At 53.4% G+C, this 15109-nt stretch carries 14 protein-coding genes; 7 read left to right on the top strand and 7 right to left on the bottom strand.

Annotation, left to right across the window (positions count from 1 at the left end; all coding sequences use genetic code 11):
* Together ACOOFE_RS04210 and ACOOFE_RS04215 are read left to right on the top strand one after the other, a co-directional pair.
* On the top strand, window positions 1–1134 hold the full coding sequence (locus ACOOFE_RS04210) for a glycosyltransferase family 4 protein (protein ID WP_420413796.1): 1134 nt from the start codon (window positions 1–3) through the stop codon (window positions 1132–1134).
* Window positions 1134–2651 (top strand): glucosamine inositolphosphorylceramide transferase family protein, encoded by a 1518-nt coding sequence (locus tag ACOOFE_RS04215; protein WP_420413797.1) that lies wholly within the window; start codon window positions 1134–1136, stop codon window positions 2649–2651. The genes ACOOFE_RS04210 and ACOOFE_RS04215 overlap by 1 nt, the downstream gene beginning before the upstream one ends.
* Before the next feature lie 16 nt (window positions 2652–2667).
* Here the strand turns inward: ACOOFE_RS04215 and ACOOFE_RS04220 are convergent, their stop codons facing one another.
* The 7 genes from ACOOFE_RS04220 to ACOOFE_RS04250 form a co-directional block, all read right to left on the bottom strand.
* A complete protein-coding gene (locus ACOOFE_RS04220; RefSeq protein ID WP_420413798.1) occupies window positions 2668–4038 on the bottom strand; it encodes a diguanylate cyclase in 1371 nt (456 codons plus the stop codon).
* Window positions 4039–4097: 59 nt separating this feature from the next.
* Window positions 4098–5093: an ABC transporter ATP-binding protein gene (locus ACOOFE_RS04225; RefSeq protein ID WP_420413799.1), complete on the bottom strand. Its 996-nt coding sequence runs from the start codon at window positions 5091–5093 to the stop codon at window positions 4098–4100.
* Window positions 5090–6118 carry a Gfo/Idh/MocA family protein gene (locus ACOOFE_RS04230; RefSeq protein WP_420413800.1) on the bottom strand — a complete coding sequence of 343 codons (1029 nt, stop codon included), beginning with the start codon at window positions 6116–6118 and terminating at the stop codon, window positions 5090–5092. The genes ACOOFE_RS04225 and ACOOFE_RS04230 overlap by 4 nt, the downstream gene beginning before the upstream one ends.
* Window positions 6115–6954: a carbohydrate ABC transporter permease gene (locus tag ACOOFE_RS04235; protein WP_420413801.1), complete on the bottom strand. Its 840-nt coding sequence runs from the start codon at window positions 6952–6954 to the stop codon at window positions 6115–6117. The genes ACOOFE_RS04230 and ACOOFE_RS04235 overlap by 4 nt, the downstream gene beginning before the upstream one ends.
* A 10-nt stretch (window positions 6955–6964) precedes the next feature.
* Entirely contained in the window at window positions 6965–7879 is a 915-nt protein-coding gene (locus ACOOFE_RS04240) for a carbohydrate ABC transporter permease (protein WP_420413802.1), read from the bottom strand.
* Between the two features lie 65 nt (window positions 7880–7944).
* Window positions 7945–9198, bottom strand: coding sequence for an ABC transporter substrate-binding protein (locus ACOOFE_RS04245; RefSeq protein ID WP_420413803.1), 1254 nt, complete (start codon window positions 9196–9198; stop codon window positions 7945–7947).
* The gene (locus ACOOFE_RS04250) at window positions 9195–10133 is read right to left on the bottom strand and encodes an N-acetylmuramic acid 6-phosphate etherase (protein WP_420413804.1); all 939 of its coding nucleotides are present in this window, start codon (window positions 10131–10133) and stop codon (window positions 9195–9197) included. The genes ACOOFE_RS04245 and ACOOFE_RS04250 overlap by 4 nt, the downstream gene beginning before the upstream one ends.
* A gap of 243 nt (window positions 10134–10376) precedes the next feature.
* Here ACOOFE_RS04250 and ACOOFE_RS04255 point away from each other — a divergent pair, with 243 nt between their 5' ends.
* Genes ACOOFE_RS04255 through ACOOFE_RS04275 form a run of 5 tightly spaced genes read left to right on the top strand, consistent with a single transcriptional unit; the run spans window position 10377 to window position 14826 of the window.
* Complete coding sequence (locus tag ACOOFE_RS04255; protein ID WP_420413805.1) at window positions 10377–11168, top strand: BadF/BadG/BcrA/BcrD ATPase family protein; 792 nt, start codon at window positions 10377–10379, stop codon at window positions 11166–11168.
* Window positions 11162–11914, top strand: a complete 753-nt coding sequence (locus ACOOFE_RS04260; protein WP_420413806.1) for a GntR family transcriptional regulator — start codon at window positions 11162–11164, stop codon at window positions 11912–11914. Before ACOOFE_RS04255 ends, ACOOFE_RS04260 begins: the two co-directional genes overlap by 7 nt.
* A gap of 13 nt (window positions 11915–11927) precedes the next feature.
* Window positions 11928–12953: an SIS domain-containing protein gene (locus ACOOFE_RS04265; RefSeq protein WP_420413807.1), complete on the top strand. Its 1026-nt coding sequence runs from the start codon at window positions 11928–11930 to the stop codon at window positions 12951–12953.
* On the top strand, window positions 12950–14086 hold the full coding sequence (gene nagA, locus ACOOFE_RS04270) for an N-acetylglucosamine-6-phosphate deacetylase (RefSeq protein WP_420413808.1): 1137 nt from the start codon (window positions 12950–12952) through the stop codon (window positions 14084–14086). Before ACOOFE_RS04265 ends, nagA begins: the two co-directional genes overlap by 4 nt.
* A 20-nt stretch (window positions 14087–14106) precedes the next feature.
* A complete protein-coding gene (locus tag ACOOFE_RS04275; RefSeq protein ID WP_420413809.1) occupies window positions 14107–14826 on the top strand; it encodes a copper homeostasis protein CutC in 720 nt (239 codons plus the stop codon).
* Window positions 14827–15109: the final 283 nt, after the last annotated feature.

Genomic DNA, 15109 nt, shown 5'->3' on the forward strand with positions numbered 1-15109 from the left:
ATGAAGAGGCGCCGCATCGTTTTCGTCCAGACACAGGGGGAAAATGCGGGTGCACAGGAAGTTTCCCGGCTTCTTGGCGAGCAATTGACGAACCGCGGCCATGAGGTTCGTCACGTCTTTTTTTATCGGAAGTCTGCGGATTTCACAGCGCCGCCGAACACTTTCATAATATGTGACAAGCGGCCGTCCAAAGCTGAGATTTTCTCTTTCCTGACTGGCCTTTACAAATGCATCAAGGAGTTCGAGCCGGACTGCGTGTTCTGCTTTCAGCACTTTGGCAATGTACTGGGAGCACCTGTTGCCCGCCTGGCTGGATGTCCGGTGGTCGTTGCAAATCAGGTGACGGCGCCGAGCCTGATCAACCCGGTATTGACAGCTCTCGACAAGGTATTCGGAGTTATCGGGCTGTATGACAGCATTACCGTGAATTCGAACTTCCTTCTTGATGCGTACACCCAGCGGCCAAAACGCTATGTCGAAAAGCTCATGCTAATTCCTCAAGGGTTTGAGACCAAGATGTCGGACGTTGACAAGGCGACCGCCCGTCATGAACTTGGGCTGCCCGAAGGTGTGGCGCTGCTCGGATGTTCGGCGCGGCTAAATCCGGCAAAACAATTGGACAAGGTGATAGCAATCCTGCCAAATAAACCGGATTGGCACTTTGCAATTGCCGGCCAGGGGCCGGATTTTGATCGTTTGATGGATTTGGCCGCAAAACACGGTGTGACTTCTCAAGTCCACTTTCTGGGTGAATTCTCTCCGGATCGCATTGGTGTTTTTCTCGCGAGCCTGGATGTGTTTGTGTTTCCGTCCGCTGCCGAAAGTTTTGGATTGGCGGCCATAGAAGCGGCACAAGCCGGTGTGCCGGTTGTTGCAAACACTCTGCCTGTTTTGCAAGAAGTGCTTCAGGCAAGCGGAGCGCCTTGTGCCCTGTTTGCAGATGTTTCAAACACTGCTGAATTCTCTAATGCGATTGAAACGGTCCTGACTGACCAGAACCTTGCCAATTCCCTTCGTGATCGAAGCGATGATTTGAAGAAGCGGTATTCACTCGAGGCTATGGTGGACGCCTATGAGAACCTTGCAGTCGGAAGTGACACTTCGTTTTCCGCAAACGAGGTATTGGCGTCCTGATGCGGGTTGAAATTGTCATTGAAAAAGACCGGGTACGTGGCTGGCTTTTGCATCTGGTCGAGGTCCTGAAAAAGTCTCGGTGCGCAGATGTTGTGTTTCGGTTTGTCGATCCCGAACCGCCGGTTTCCAACCCGTTGAAAACGCTCTTGGCGTTTGAAAAGGTCTTGATGCGCTCCCACCGGCCCTGCGGATCGGAGGTGATCGACGCTGATCGTTTGCCACAGGCGCGAGCCGGGGAGGCCCAGGCAGACTGGACGTTCAACCTGACGTCCAAATCCCTTTCAGCTTCCTCCGGTCAAACGTTCGATATCAGATTTGAAGGTGAGGCCGGAGAGGAGGCGTTGTTTGCAGCATTGCTAACAAAAGGAACGCCCACCATTGAGATCGTTGAACTGAGTTCCGGCCAAGTTGCAGCGCATGGGACGGCCTCTTTGGAGGCAGCTGTTGGAACAGGCGGGGCGATGGAGGCCGTCTATTCGCGTGTGGCAATCTTGATTAACCGGGTTATAGCGGGCGCGCGTGAACACGGAACACCCATTAAAACGGTCATTCTCCCTCCGATATCATTAAAACAAGTTACGGCCCGGATGCTTCGGGAGAGCGTGGTTATGGCCATCCGTACGATCTACGGGATGTGTTTTCATGCATCGCATTGGCGCATTGGCTGGCGCTTTGGTGCGGCAGAAAGTGTTGCTGCAAATCAGGATTTAGGCGGTGCACCTTGGAAGGTTTTAGCCAGTCCACATGATCATTTCTATGCCGACCCTTTCTTATTCGAAAAAGACGGCCGGCATTTTTTGTTTTTAGAAGATCTGCCGCAAAAGACCCAAAAGGGTGTCATTTCCATGGTTGAAATGTCGGCGGATGGGCCAGTATCGGACGTTCAGACGGTTCTGGAGGAACCGTGGCATCTCTCCTATCCATTTGTGTTTGAACGGGACGGCAGCATCTGGATGATCCCTGAGAGTTCCACGAACCATGAAGTGGTTCTTTACCGGGCAGCGGAGTTCCCGCTGAGATGGGAGCGGCACACTGTTTTGCTTGCTGATGTCGAAGCGGCGGACGCTACGATCGTTGAGCATGATGGGCGGCTTTGGATGTTCGCGGTTACCCGCAATGGTACGGGCGGCTATTCTGACACGTTGAGCATTTATTATGCCGATGAGCTTACGGGACCCTGGCACTCGCATGAAGGCAATCCGGTAATCGTCAACGACCGTACAGCCAGACCAGCCGGAGAGTTCTACCATCAAGATGGCAAACTCTGGAGGCCGGTGCAGGATTGCAGAAACGGCTATGGCGCTGCTCTTGCTCTTGCGACAGTTGATGAACTGACCCCGTCAACTTTCAAACAAACCGTCCATAAAACTCTGACACCAGGTGCTGTTTGGCCTGGGCGCAAGCTGCATACTTTGAACAAGGCTGGAGACTTGGAAGTCATTGATGGATGTACGTATCATCCGAGATCTCGAACTGCAGCATATCTGAAGGACCTTTTTGTGAAGCCCCCTTCGTAACCCATTTGCGATGTGTCTAGTAGAGGCTGGAGGTTTCCATACAATAGCGGTTTCGGCCATCTTGCTTGGCTCGGTAAAGTGCCTTATCCGCTCGGGCAACGAGATCATCAATCGATTCACTGCCGTTGGACATTGCAATACCCTGGCTTAGGGTCACCTGGATGGTATGATCCTCGTGTTGTACTTCCAAGACCTCAACGGATTGACGCACACGCTCCGCAATATCGGCGGTCGCCGTAAGGTCGGTGTCGCTGAGAACAATCATGAATTCTTCGCCGCCATAGCGGCCGACGTGATCGTAGTCGCGTAAAGCGTTTTTAATCCGAGTGGCGACTAAATGCAGGACTGCGTCACCCGCGATATGCCCATGGTCGTCGTTGACAGACTTGAAGTGATCAATATCGGCCATGATGACCGTGACCGGTTTGTTGTTTCTTTTGGCTTTGCTAAGGTCGTTTTCCAGCAGCTCGAATATCGCTCCCCGATTTAAAACACCAGTGAGTGCATCGTGCATCGACTGTTCTTTTAATTGTTGATGCGCCTCAGAAAGGAGGGTGTTTAGGTCGAACAGCTGCTGATAGAGCAGGCTCTTTTCGATTAAAACTGAGACTTGACCGGCAATCTGCAGAAAAATGTCATGATGGACATTATCGTAGGTGTTTTTCTCGCGGCTAGAAAAAAATAGAAACCCGATAGGTTTGCCATTGGCAATGAGCGGGCAGGTTAAGCTGGAGCGAATGCCTTCTGCAACTATTGTTCGTGTGGCTTTTGAACCTGGGTTTTGGGCCAAATACTCTTCAAGGTCATTGATGATCCGCGGCTTCCCAGTCGCAATAATCTGTTCCAGGCTGCTGCCCGTCATCTTCGCTGAATAGTTTTTGTTGATCCGCGTGTCCAAGTAATCTGCTCTTGCCCAATAGGCACACAGCGACTGGCCATTGTCTTCCAAAAGAGCGCAGCCGATCCGGTCATAAGGAATGAGCGAGCGAAAGGTTTTGTATATTCTGTCGAGAACGTTTTCTGCAAACAGTTCGCTGCCAATTTCCTCCGACAATTCTTGAAGTTTTCGAAATTCGCTGAACCTTACTTCGAGCCACTGGCCGAGCTCCGCCAACTCGTGACCGAATGCATCAATCGGATTTGCAACACTGTTTGGTGCGGTCACCTTGTCGAATTGCCCAGCCCGCATTTGGCGCACAGCAGAACCGTAGGTCTCCAGGCGTTGTAGATCAGTTTCCCCAATGGGCGCGGGAGCACCTGTTTTCATCATCGGCCCTTTCGTACGGACTGTACTCGCTCTGTGCCACTTAGGTGAGCTGGCTGAAGCGTAGGGGGAATGGCTAAATTTTAAGTAAAAGCCGCTGAATAATAAAATGAATTCAATCAAAAGTAGTATAAAAATGACCCTACGTCAATTTGGGGCTGATTGCCAGCTTCGCCGCACTGTTAAACAGAGCGGCGACCTTCGGTATCAAAGTAACGGGCCTTTTCGGCTGTAAAACCCAAAGAGACCTCCTGCCCTTCTGGAATGTCATGCTGGCCAAAAAACCGTGCCGTGATTTGTTTCTCACCGGTCTTAGCAATCACATTGGTGTCGCCGCCGAGATGTTCCACATGCTGAACGATCGCTTTGATTGGCCCGTCAGTTGCAACAACAAGGTCTTCAGGCCGAACTCCAAGTGTGCGGGTATCTCCCGGTGTTATAGCGTCTGCGGGCAAGAAATTCATGGATGGTGAACCGAGGAACCCGGCGACAAACTGATTTACGGGATCGTTGTAGAGTTCCATCGGGCTACCAATCTGTTCGACGCGGCCGTCACGTAGAACGACGATCTTGTCAGCCAATGTCATAGCTTCTGTCTGGTCGTGGGTCACATAGACGATCGATGTGCCAAGCTGGCGATGCAGGTTGGCAATTTCCAGTCGAGTGTTCATTCGGAGCGCGGCATCAAGGTTCGACAGTGGCTCATCAAACAGGAAAAGTTTGGGCTGCCGAACAATCGCCCGCCCAATGGCAACCCGCTGGCGCTGGCCGCCGGAAAGCTCTGATGGGTACCGGTCGAGATACTCTTCCAGATTGAGCATCCGGCTGGCCTCGGCAACCCGGTTATTGATCTCTGTTTTGCTGTGCCCTTCTTGTTTCAAAGCGAGAGACATGTTCCCACGCACGTTCAAGTGCGGATAAAGAGCGTAGCTCTGGAACACCATGGCAATGCCGCGCTTGGACGGCGGGGTATTGTTGACGATGTCGCCACCAATCCGTACCTCTCCTGAGGTCGCATCTTCAAGACCCGCAATGATCCGAAGCAAAGTGGATTTGCCGCAGCCGGACGGGCCGACGAAGACGACAAATTCTCCCTCTTCGACCTCAATGTTGATGTCCTTTAGAACCTCAACTGCGCCGAACGACTTGTGCACATTAGTGAGAGAAAGAGCGGTCATTGCGCTGGTCCTAAGGTAATCGGTTGGCCGGTGCGGATGCTTTCATCGGCCGCAAGGCAGATTGCAAGAGACTGAACGGCGTCCTGCATGTGACGGGTCAGATCGATGTTCTCGGCGATCGCCCGAACCATATAGGCTTGTTCTGCATCGCAGAGTTCCTGATGGCCAGGTTCATCGGGCATGTCGATGGTCTCATCGCCTTCTGGCCGATGTACAAGGATACTGCCGACTTTGGTGTGTCCGTCGATATCCGCAGACGCACCTTTGTTGCCGTCAGTGATGGAAACAGACCCGTTCGGCGAGACGATGTCTTTCACGAAGAAGGCTGTTTCCGACATCATCGGACCCCAGCCGGCTTCGTACCATCCGACGGAACCATCGTCGAAAACCACCTGAAACTGGCCATAGTTGTACATGTCCTCGGCGATCTCATCAGAAAGACGCACCCCCATGCCATTAACACGGACTGGCTTTCCATCTGTGATCTGACACATGACATCAACATAATGCACTCCACAGTCGACAATTGGACTTGTGGTTCGCATCAGGGATTTGTGCGTTTCCCATTCCGGGCCGGAAGACTGTTGATTGAGGTTGAGGCGGAAGACGAAGGGACCGCCAAGATCGCGAGCCTCGGTGATCAGACGAACCCAGGATGGATGGTGACGAAGGATGTAACCGATCACCAGTTTTCTGTTGGTCTCTATAGCCTTTGCAACCACCCGTTCAGCATCTTCGACAGTTGTTGCCAGCGGTTTTTCAACGAAAACATGGGCGCCGGCCCCCATCGCAGCACAAGCATAATCCGCGTGGCTTTCGGAGTAAGTCGCGACGACAACAAGATCTGGTTTGAGCGCCAATCCATCGTCAAAATGGTTTAAGAGGGGGTAGGTTCTCAATTCATCAGGTAAGTCTACCGGAGAGCGGTTGACCAAACCAACGATCTCTACACCGGAGTGTTTGTGAAGGGCCAGAGCATGGGACACGCCCATGTTGCCAAGCCCGGCAATAACAGCACGGATCATTTGACAGCTCCTGATGTGAGGCCGCGGATCAGCTGGCGAGAGAAGATCACGTAAAGGACCAAGACCGGCAATATTGCCATGGACAGCGCCGAGAGCACTGCGTTCCAGTCGGTGACGAATTGGCCGATGAAGACCTGACTGCCGAGCGTCAGCGTCTTAGTTTCTTCAGCCGGTGCTAGGATCAGCGGGAACCAAAGGTCGTTCCAGATCGGGATCATGTTGAAAACCGCGACGGTTGCCAAAGCCGGGCGGACCAGCGGCAAGACCAACCGCAAGAAGATTGTATATTCGCTCAGGCCATCGACCCTTGCGGCATTTTTCAGGTCATCTGACACCTGACGCATGAACTCTGTCAGGATGAAGACAGCCAGTGGCAAACCTTGAGCGGTGTAGACAAGGATTAGTGCCCAGAGCGAATTCACGAGACCTGTTGTGACCATCATTTCCAAGATCGCGACGGTGCCGATCCTGATCGGCACCATGATGCCGAGCGCCATGTAAAGTCCGAGCAACATGTTCCCGCGAAACCGGTATTCGCTCAATGCAAAGGCCGCCATCGAGCCAAACAACAGAATGAAGAAGAGGGATGCAACCGTGACGATCATGGAGTTCTGGAAATACAGGAAGAAATCTCCCTGCTTCATCACAGTCTGATAACCGATCATCGAAAAGCTGTCCGCACTTGGAAATGCGAGCGGTTCGCGGAATATGAACTTCCGGCTCTTGAAGCTGTTGATCAGGATGACGAATACAGGGAACAGCGCGATCAGCGTATAGACGATCAACGCGCCGTGCATTGCCAAAGTGTTGATGGGATTGGTGCGGGCCTGGCTCATTCTTTCGACCTCACAATTGGTACCGGCGGAGCCGGGTTTGAATGCCGAAAAGGTAGACGCTCACGCCAGCTAGAATAATCACGAACATGGCACTGGCAACGGCGGCACCCATGTGCGTATCACCCAATTGAAGCTGGAAACCGTAGAACGTGCGATAGAAGAAGGTCCCGAGAATATCGGTGGAGAAATTGGGCCCGGCCAGAGCGCCTTGGGAAGCATAAATCAGGTCAAAAGCGTTGAAATTGCCGACAAAAGTCAGGATGGAGATGATCCCGATCGAAGGCAAAATCAAAGGGAGCTTAATCTTCCAGAAGGCTGCCATGCCGGTAATTCCATCGATCTCTCCGGCTTCCAGGATCTCTTCCGGGATCGACAAGAGCGCGGCATAAATCAGCATCATCGGGATACCGATGAACTGCCAAACGGAAATCAGTGACAAGGTTGTCAGCGCGTATTCTTCTTTACCGAGCCAAGGTGTAAACAGGAATTTCAATCCGACGGCGTCTAGCATCGACGGTGCGATCCCCCAAATCGGCGAAAGAATAAGTTTCCAGGCAAATCCGACGATGACGAAGGACAAAATAGTCGGAATGAAAATGGCAGACCGGTAAAGAGCCGCGAAGCGGAGCTTTGGATGAGATAGCATCGCTGCAAGCGCAATCCCAATCGGGTTTTGGACGAGCATATGGATGACAAAGAACCAGATATTGTTACCCAGAGCATTCCAGAACTGGTCAGACCAGACCGGGTCGCCAAAGAGCGTCATGAAGTTTTGTAGGCCGACAAAAATCCGCTCCTGGTCAATGCGGCTATAGAGGGCCAGACGCAGGGTATTAAACAGCGGGAAAATCATGATCGTCGAATAAACAAGCACTGCAGGTGCCAGAAAAACGACAATATGCCAGCGAATGCGGGGGCGGTTCATGCGGCCTCCGATGCCAATCCGGGTAGCTCAATGGCTACCCGGAGGTACGTTTCTAGGTGTGTTGCTTATTTGTGTGGTGCGTACCAGCTGGACAGGCCTTCCTGAAGTTTGGCGCCCAGTGCTTCCGGAGTTTCTGTGCCTTTGATCGCCGCCACACTTGCGCCCCAGGTGTCGTTTTCCAGGTTTGGCGTGCCGCGGGACAAGATCTGGTAGGTCGAGCGGATCGTGGATTCGCACTCACCACGCCAGCTCGCGAACTCCTTGGCAAGTGGATCTTCCAGCTCTACCGGTGTTTTTGACAGCGGGAAGAAGCCTGGGAGTGCATTGCCGAAGATTGACGCAAACTCGGGGCTTGCGACCCAAGCCAGGAAGGTTTTTGCAGCCTCTGCATTCGGGCTGGCAGCGTTCATTCCGATGCCGATATCCGTATGGTCAGAGATGTAGCAAGTATCTCCGGCGTTTTTGACCGGCGCTTTGAAGGCGCCCATTTCAAAGTCGACTTGCGCATTGAAGCCGGCGATTTCCCAGCTGCCGGCCGGATAGACCGCTGCGCGACCGAGCATGAACAGGTTTTGGCTGTCTGGGTAGGTCTGGGCTTCGTAACCGTCACCCAGATATGGCGCCCACTTTGCCAGTGTAGCGTAAGGGGCGACCCAGGCCTCGTCCGTCAGTTTCTGTTCGCCCTTGATCAAGGCTTGGCGGCCTTCTTCGCCTTTCCAATAGTTAGGACCGATGTTGTTGTAGCCCATGGTGGCCGCTTCCCATTGGTCGCTGGTGCCCATGGCCATCGGAATGTAACTGCCGTCGTCCTTGATTTTGGCGAGCGCTGCGAAGAACTCATCTTCGGTTTTTGGGGCTTCTAGGCCAAGTTCTTTGAAGGCGTCTTTGTTGTAGATGAACCCATGAATGACTGAGGCCATCGGAACACAGAAGGAAGCGGATCCATCATCCGTTTGCCAGGCAGACTTCGCAACATCGGAGAAATTCGACATGGCTTGCATGTCGTTGAGATCCGCCAGGTGACCGTCTTCAAAGAGTGCAAGGGAGGCATCAAACGGGCGGCAGGTGATCAGGTCGCCAGCACTGCCAGCCGCTAGTTTAGAATTGAGGGCAGCATTGTATTCTGTTGGTGCCGTTGGCGAAAAAACAATCTTGATACCCGGATTGTCTTTCTCAAAGGCAGGAATGATCTTGTCTTGCCAGAGTGTCAGATCGTCCGTCCGCCAGCTTTCAATTGTCAGTGTGACATCTTCAGCGATCGCAGCTGTGCTAACCAGCGCTGTTGATGCAAGGGCAATACCTAACGTTTTCAGTTTCATGAGCGTGTCCCCTCTGTTCGATGATGTGTTGTTTCCCATCGGGTCTTTGCCCGAATTTTTTCTAGCGCTGGGCGTAGGTGCCCACCGCTATCTCCTAAAAGGTCAGATGCCTCTGTGATGCTTTGCGCGCCTGCGGCAAGCAGGCAGGCGTATTTGACATTGCCGTTTGATTTTTCGATGGCTGCAGATGCTGCATCTAGCGTTGCACCTGTGATCGTTGTGACAATGCGGCGTGCACGTTCGCGCAGTTTGATGTTGTCCGCCCGCAGGTTCACCATCATTCCGTCGTATATGTGCCCCAACTCCAGGGCCATGAGTGTCGACAATGTGTTAAGTGCTATTTTTTGGGCGGTGCCAGCGCCCATGCGGGTCGAGCCGGAAACGATTTCGGGCGCTGTCGGCAGGTAAATCGCGTGAGTGCTCATCTCGAACAATAGCGCATCCGCATTGTTGGCAATGGCAATCAAGGTCGATTTGGCGGCGACTGCAAGGCGCGCAGCTTCGAGCGTGTAGGGCGTTGATCCACTTGCCGACACCACAAGGACCGTATCTTCTTCCGATAGGTTTGCGAGATTAGCTTCCAGGTCTGCAGTTGCGTCTTCGGTATCTCCTGGCATGTAAGCCGAAGTTGGAATGCCTCCTGCCATCATGATGCGAATTTGATCGGCAGGGATCCCGAACGTGCCGCCAAGCTCCATTGCATCTGCTGCGGCCATCAACCCTGAAGAACCGGCGGCAATGTAATAAAGCGAACCGCCGGCGCGGATTGTTCGGGCCATGGCCATAGCTGCTGTGGTGATTGCAGCTTTGGCATTTTCCACGGATTGAGCGGCTGAAATTTGTCCTTGAATAAGAATGGACGCCACGTCTGCTGCGGGCTGGGAATCGATCCCGGCAGCCAAATGATGCAGCTTTTCTGTGGTGGCCTTCGGCACGCGATCCTCCTTCAATCAACAGAACAATACCTTTTTAATACCATTTGTCCAGACCTTAATTTTGATTCAGGGAATTTTGCGGTTTGAGGGCGGTGAGGCGCGGTTGGTCTTGTTTTTTTAATTGATTTTGCTGAAAGGTATTATATAGGTATTGTTATGTTTGAACCTGCGCATAGCTGTATTCTCGCTGTAGATGGCGGCGGCACTCGGTGCCGTCTGGCGTTGGTGTCAGGAGCTGGCAACATGCGGGTGGAGGTCGGGGCGGCGAACGTGACGACCGATATTGAGGCGGCTGTTCACGAGATCAATTTGGGACTTTCGAGCTTGTCTGGAAAGGCTGGCCTTGCTTTGGAAGATCTCGGCAAAATGCCGGCCTACCTTGGATTGGCAGGGTTTCATGCCGAAAAAAATCTGGCGCGTCTCAAGGAAGGGCTGCCGCTTCGTTTCATGAAAGTCGAAGATGATCGCCCTGCTGCGCTACAGGGTGCTCTCGGTGCGAGGAACGGGGCGCTGATTCACAGCGGGACCGGGTCGTTTTTCGGAGTTCAAGTAGGCGGTAAAAAGAAATTCTCTGGCGGTTGGGGGGCAATCCTGGGTGATTGTGGTTCAGCGGCCTGGTTTGGCAAAAGTGCCTTGGCTTTGGTTCTTGATGCAGAAGATGGACTTCTGGAAAAGACCGCTCTTACTCAAACGTTGCTTGTCCGTTTTAAAAGACCTTCCGGAATATTGGAGTTCGCAAACGACGCGAGGCCTGCAGATTTTGGCGAGTTGGCGCCGATTATCCTTGATGTTCCCAATGACCCTGTCACGCAAATTCTCCTCCAGAGAGCGGCAAGTCACTTTGAGCGAAATCTGCGTGCAATTGGCTGGTCGGCGGATTTGCCTGTGTGTTTGACCGGCGGATTAGCGCCGCAATTGGCGCCGTATCTCACAGCAGATGTTCAAAGCAGCTTATCGGCCGCCACCGGAACGCCGCTTGATGGAGCTGTTTCTCTAGCCCGAATGTTTGCAGAGGAGGTGCAGGTCTCATGCTAAGTGATTTCCTTGTCCCTGACCAATGGTTTACGCAAAGCGCAGGCCCAAGATACGTGCAGCTCCGCCAGCGACTGGAAGAGGCGATTGAAACAGGTCTTCTTCCGGCAAATAGTTCTTTGCCGCCTGAACGCGAAATTGCCGATATTACGGGATTTTCCAGAGTTACGGTCCGAAAGGCCATCCAGGAGATGGTCAAGGATGGCGCGATCGAGCAGCGCCAGGGGTCAGGGTCTTTTGTCCGGGAGGCGCCACCGCGGGTGGAGCAGTCCCTGTCGCACCTCACATCCTTCACCGAGGACATGGCCAATCGCGGCATGGAAACGAGTTCCCGGTGGTTGGAGCGCGGAGTGTTCATGCCTACCCAGGATGAAATCAGGACGCTGTCCCTTTCGCATGAAGACCAGGTGGCGCGCATCTATCGATTGCGCGAAGCCGGCGGTCAACCTATGGCACTAGAACGTGCTGCTTTGCCGCTTGATATCCTTCCCAACCCGCTTGAGGTTGCGACCTCTCTCTACGAGGTGCTCGCAAAACACGGTCACCGGCCGGTCCGAGCAACACAGAAGATTGCGGCAATCAATCTGGAGCCAGTCGAAGCGCATTTGCTCGGTGTTCCTGAAGGGACTGCAGGCCTGAAGATCCAGCGGATTTCTTATCTTGAAAGCGGACGTGTCGCTGAATTTACCCAATCCATCTATCGCGGAGATGCTTATGACTTTGTCGCAGAGCTCCGGTTGTCTGACTAGTGAGGCCTTTCCGATGGCGCAGGCCACCAAGATGAAACAGGAAATCGCTGAGATACCGGTCGCTGTAGAGCGGTTGCTGAGCGCAGGGGAAGCGGACATCAAAGCCATTTCCTCTGAAGTGCGTGGCAGCGATATTCGCTGCCTTTTGTCGGTGGCGCGCGGTTCTTCCGATCATGCCTGCACGTATTTGAAATACGCTGCGGAACTACTCCTTGGTTTGCCAATGGCTTCCGTCGGTCCGTCGCTTTTTTCGGTCTATGGCGCCAATTTGCGCGCGAAGGGCATGCTTTGCTTTTCGGTGTCTCAATCTGGCAAAAGCCCCGACATCACCCGGATGACGCAATCGCTGACGGATAGTGGTGCGACGACGCTCGCAATCACGAACAATCCAGGCTCACCACTGGCGAATGCCTCTACAGCGACAGTTCCGATCCATGCTGGTCCGGAACTGTCGGTCGCTGCAACCAAGACCTTTGTAACCTCGCTTGTTGCTGGGCTCTGGTTGCTTGCTGAGTTGAAGTCTGATGCCGGGCTCATCACTGCGATCAGAAATCTCCCCAGAGATCTGGAAAAAGCTGTGACATGCGACTGGTCGGAAGCGGCGCCGAGCAAGGATGTTGGGTCTCTGTTTACACTGGGGCGCGGACCATCCTGGGCCGTGTCCAATGAAGCTGCGTTGAAGTTCAAGGAAACGTGCCAGCTTCACGCCGAAAGCTATTCCTCGGCTGAAGTGCTGCACGGGCCGGTTTCAATTGTCTCAAAAGATTTTCCGGTGATCGCCTTTGCCGCCGCCGATGCAGCCGAGCAAGCCGTGGTGGATGTCGCTGATAAACTGTCTCAAATGGGCGCTCGGGTTTTTGTGACCAGTTCAAATGCACAAAAGGCAGATGTTCTCCCGGTAATTCGCACGGATCATTGGCTGACGGATCCGATTGCGTCCATCGTGTCGTTTTATGGATTGGTGGAACATGTAGCCGGACTGCAAGGCATCAATCCGGATGCCCCAAGGCATTTGAACAAAGTCACGGAAACCGTATGACCGAGACTATTCTTGTAAAAGCGGCTGCGATCTTTGACGGCGACACACTGCACACCGGCGCTGGTTTATTATTTGGCCCAAACGGGTTGGAGCGTATCAGCCCCGTTAAAAGTGTCGCTGATAATACGCGGATCATCGACTTCGGCGAGGATTGCATCAGCCCTGGCTTTGTTGATCTTCAGGTCAATGGTGGTGGTGGCATCATGCTCAACGATACGCCCAGTGTTGAGACGGTGCGCCGGATCGCTGAGGCGCATTGGTCTTTGGGCACGCGCCATTTCTTGCCGACACTGATCACCGACACGCCTGAAACGACGGAAGCTGTTATCGCGGCAGTTATCGAAGCTGTAGGAGAAGCGGTGCCGGGAGTTGCTGGCCTTCATTTGGAAGGCCCGCATTTGTCTGTTGCCAGGAAAGGCGCTCACGACGCGGCCTACATCCGGCCGATGGAGGATGGCGATCTTGAAACTTTGCTTCAGGCTGCAAAGCAGCTTCCTGCGCTGCTCGTCACGATTGCCCCGGAGAACGTTTCCCTGGATCAAGTGAAAGCGCTGTCTGAGGCTGGTGTTTTGGTGTCAATCGGGCATTCGGATGCCGATTTCGACACCGTTATGGCCTATGCGGAAGCGGGCGCGCGCTGCGTCACGCATTTGTTCAACGCCATGAGCCAGATGGGAAACCGCGAACCCGGTGTCGTCGGCGCGGCTTTGGCGTCAGGTAACCTCTCAGCCGGGCTGATCGCAGATGGCATTCATGTTCATCCCGATATGATCCGGATCGCCTGGGCTTCCAAACAGGAGCCGGGCAGAATTTTTCTGGTGAGTGATGCCATGGCCGTGGCTGGAACTGCTACAAACTCCTTTGAACTCGATGGCCGGAAAATATTGCGGGCAGGGGGGAAATTGACCCTTGAGAACGGCACTTTGGCGGGCGCTGATCTTGATTTGCTGACTGCCGTCCGCATGCTCGTTGAGCAGGTTGGTATTCCCTTGGCAGATGCTTTGAACGCCGCCACCAAAACGCCGTTCGACCTCATATCGAAGGCGCCGTTTCAAGTTGTTGGAAGGCCGACGGATAACTTCATCCGCATCTCAAAGGATCTCAAGACCGCCGTTCCGCTTACCCTGGATTGACCGCTGGCCGGGAGCCAAAGATGCTGCTTGAAGTCTGCGTTGATACGATTGAGGGCGTCTGGAATGCAGTTCGAGGTGGGGCAGGGCGGATTGAACTCTGTTCTGCGTTGTCGGAAGGTGGCCTGACGCCTTCGGGTGGCCTCATGTCCGCTGCTGCGGACCTTCCAGTTCCTGTCTATGTCATGATCCGTCCGCGTGCGGGGTTTTTCCATTTCTCAGAAGAGGAAGAAAAGATCATGGCGCGAGACATCGAAATGGCATTGTCTCTCGGCCTTGCTGGTGTTGTCTTGGGCGCGCAACGCCATGATGGAAGTCTTGATAGGGACATGCTTGAGCGGTTGTCTTCCAAAGCGACAGGAATGGGGCGCACCTTGCACAGGGTTATTGATACAGTCCCGGATCCGATTGCGGACCTGGAAGTGGCAATCGGCCTTGGTTTTGAGCGAGTTCTGACATCGGGCGCAGAGCTAGCGGCAGAGCAAGGCTTGCCTTTGATCCGGAAACTTGTTGAAGCCGCCTCTGGTCGGATCAGCATTATGCCGGGTTCCGGGGTGACACCCGAAAATGCCGGAAAAATCATTCAGGCAACGGGTGTTCGAGAACTCCATACCTCTTGTTCAGTGGTGGTTGCTGATAGTGATGAAGAATTGAGTTTTGCACCGGCTGGCGGTCTCAAACAGACTTCTGAACAGCGCGTAAAAGAGATGGTCCAAGCAATGAACAAAGTTCAAAAATCTTAAAAACAGCCGCCGGATAACAGACGTGGAAGATAGGGCGTTCCAGATCGCCTACTTTCGAAAAATTCCAAAAATCAAGTATTTAATAAAGTGTGACCAGAATTAGACACATGTCAATTCTTGCCGTGTAGATCCATGTGCTAACTCAATATGAGTTGAATTACGTCTTGGATAAACCTGACCTTGACGTGCCCAGCATTTATCAGGACAGAGTTCTGGCCAGGCGCCGAGGCCACCGTTCCTGACCTTACTGACCCGGCCAGGAAAGGAAGCCTTGGATGTTTTC

Source organism: Roseibium sp. (assembly GCF_965216085.1).
In the GTDB taxonomy this organism is placed as follows: Bacteria; Pseudomonadota; Alphaproteobacteria; order Rhizobiales; family Stappiaceae; genus Roseibium.

Bases quoted from the DNA above. Each gene is read 5' to 3' on its own strand.
- ACOOFE_RS04210 (WP_420413796.1), top strand. From the start codon at position 1: ATGAAGAGGCGCCGCATCGTTTTCGTCCAGACACAGGGGGAAAATGCG.
- ACOOFE_RS04215 (WP_420413797.1), top strand. From the start codon at position 1,134: ATGCGGGTTGAAATTGTCATTGAAAAAGACCGGGTACGTGGCTGGCTT.
- ACOOFE_RS04225 (WP_420413799.1), bottom strand. From the start codon at position 5,093: ATGACCGCTCTTTCTCTCACTAATGTGCACAAGTCGTTCGGCGCAGTT.
- ACOOFE_RS04230 (WP_420413800.1), bottom strand. From the start codon at position 6,118: ATGATCCGTGCTGTTATTGCCGGGCTTGGCAACATGGGCGTGTCCCAT.
- ACOOFE_RS04235 (WP_420413801.1), bottom strand. From the start codon at position 6,954: ATGAGCCAGGCCCGCACCAATCCCATCAACACTTTGGCAATGCACGGC.
- ACOOFE_RS04240 (WP_420413802.1), bottom strand. From the start codon at position 7,879: ATGAACCGCCCCCGCATTCGCTGGCATATTGTCGTTTTTCTGGCACCT.
- ACOOFE_RS04245 (WP_420413803.1), bottom strand. From the start codon at position 9,198: ATGAAACTGAAAACGTTAGGTATTGCCCTTGCATCAACAGCGCTGGTT.
- ACOOFE_RS04255 (WP_420413805.1), top strand. From the start codon at position 10,377: ATGCGGGTGGAGGTCGGGGCGGCGAACGTGACGACCGATATTGAGGCG.
- ACOOFE_RS04260 (WP_420413806.1), top strand. From the start codon at position 11,162: ATGCTAAGTGATTTCCTTGTCCCTGACCAATGGTTTACGCAAAGCGCA.
- ACOOFE_RS04265 (WP_420413807.1), top strand. From the start codon at position 11,928: ATGGCGCAGGCCACCAAGATGAAACAGGAAATCGCTGAGATACCGGTC.
- nagA (WP_420413808.1), top strand. From the start codon at position 12,950: ATGACCGAGACTATTCTTGTAAAAGCGGCTGCGATCTTTGACGGCGAC.
- ACOOFE_RS04275 (WP_420413809.1), top strand. From the start codon at position 14,107: ATGCTGCTTGAAGTCTGCGTTGATACGATTGAGGGCGTCTGGAATGCA.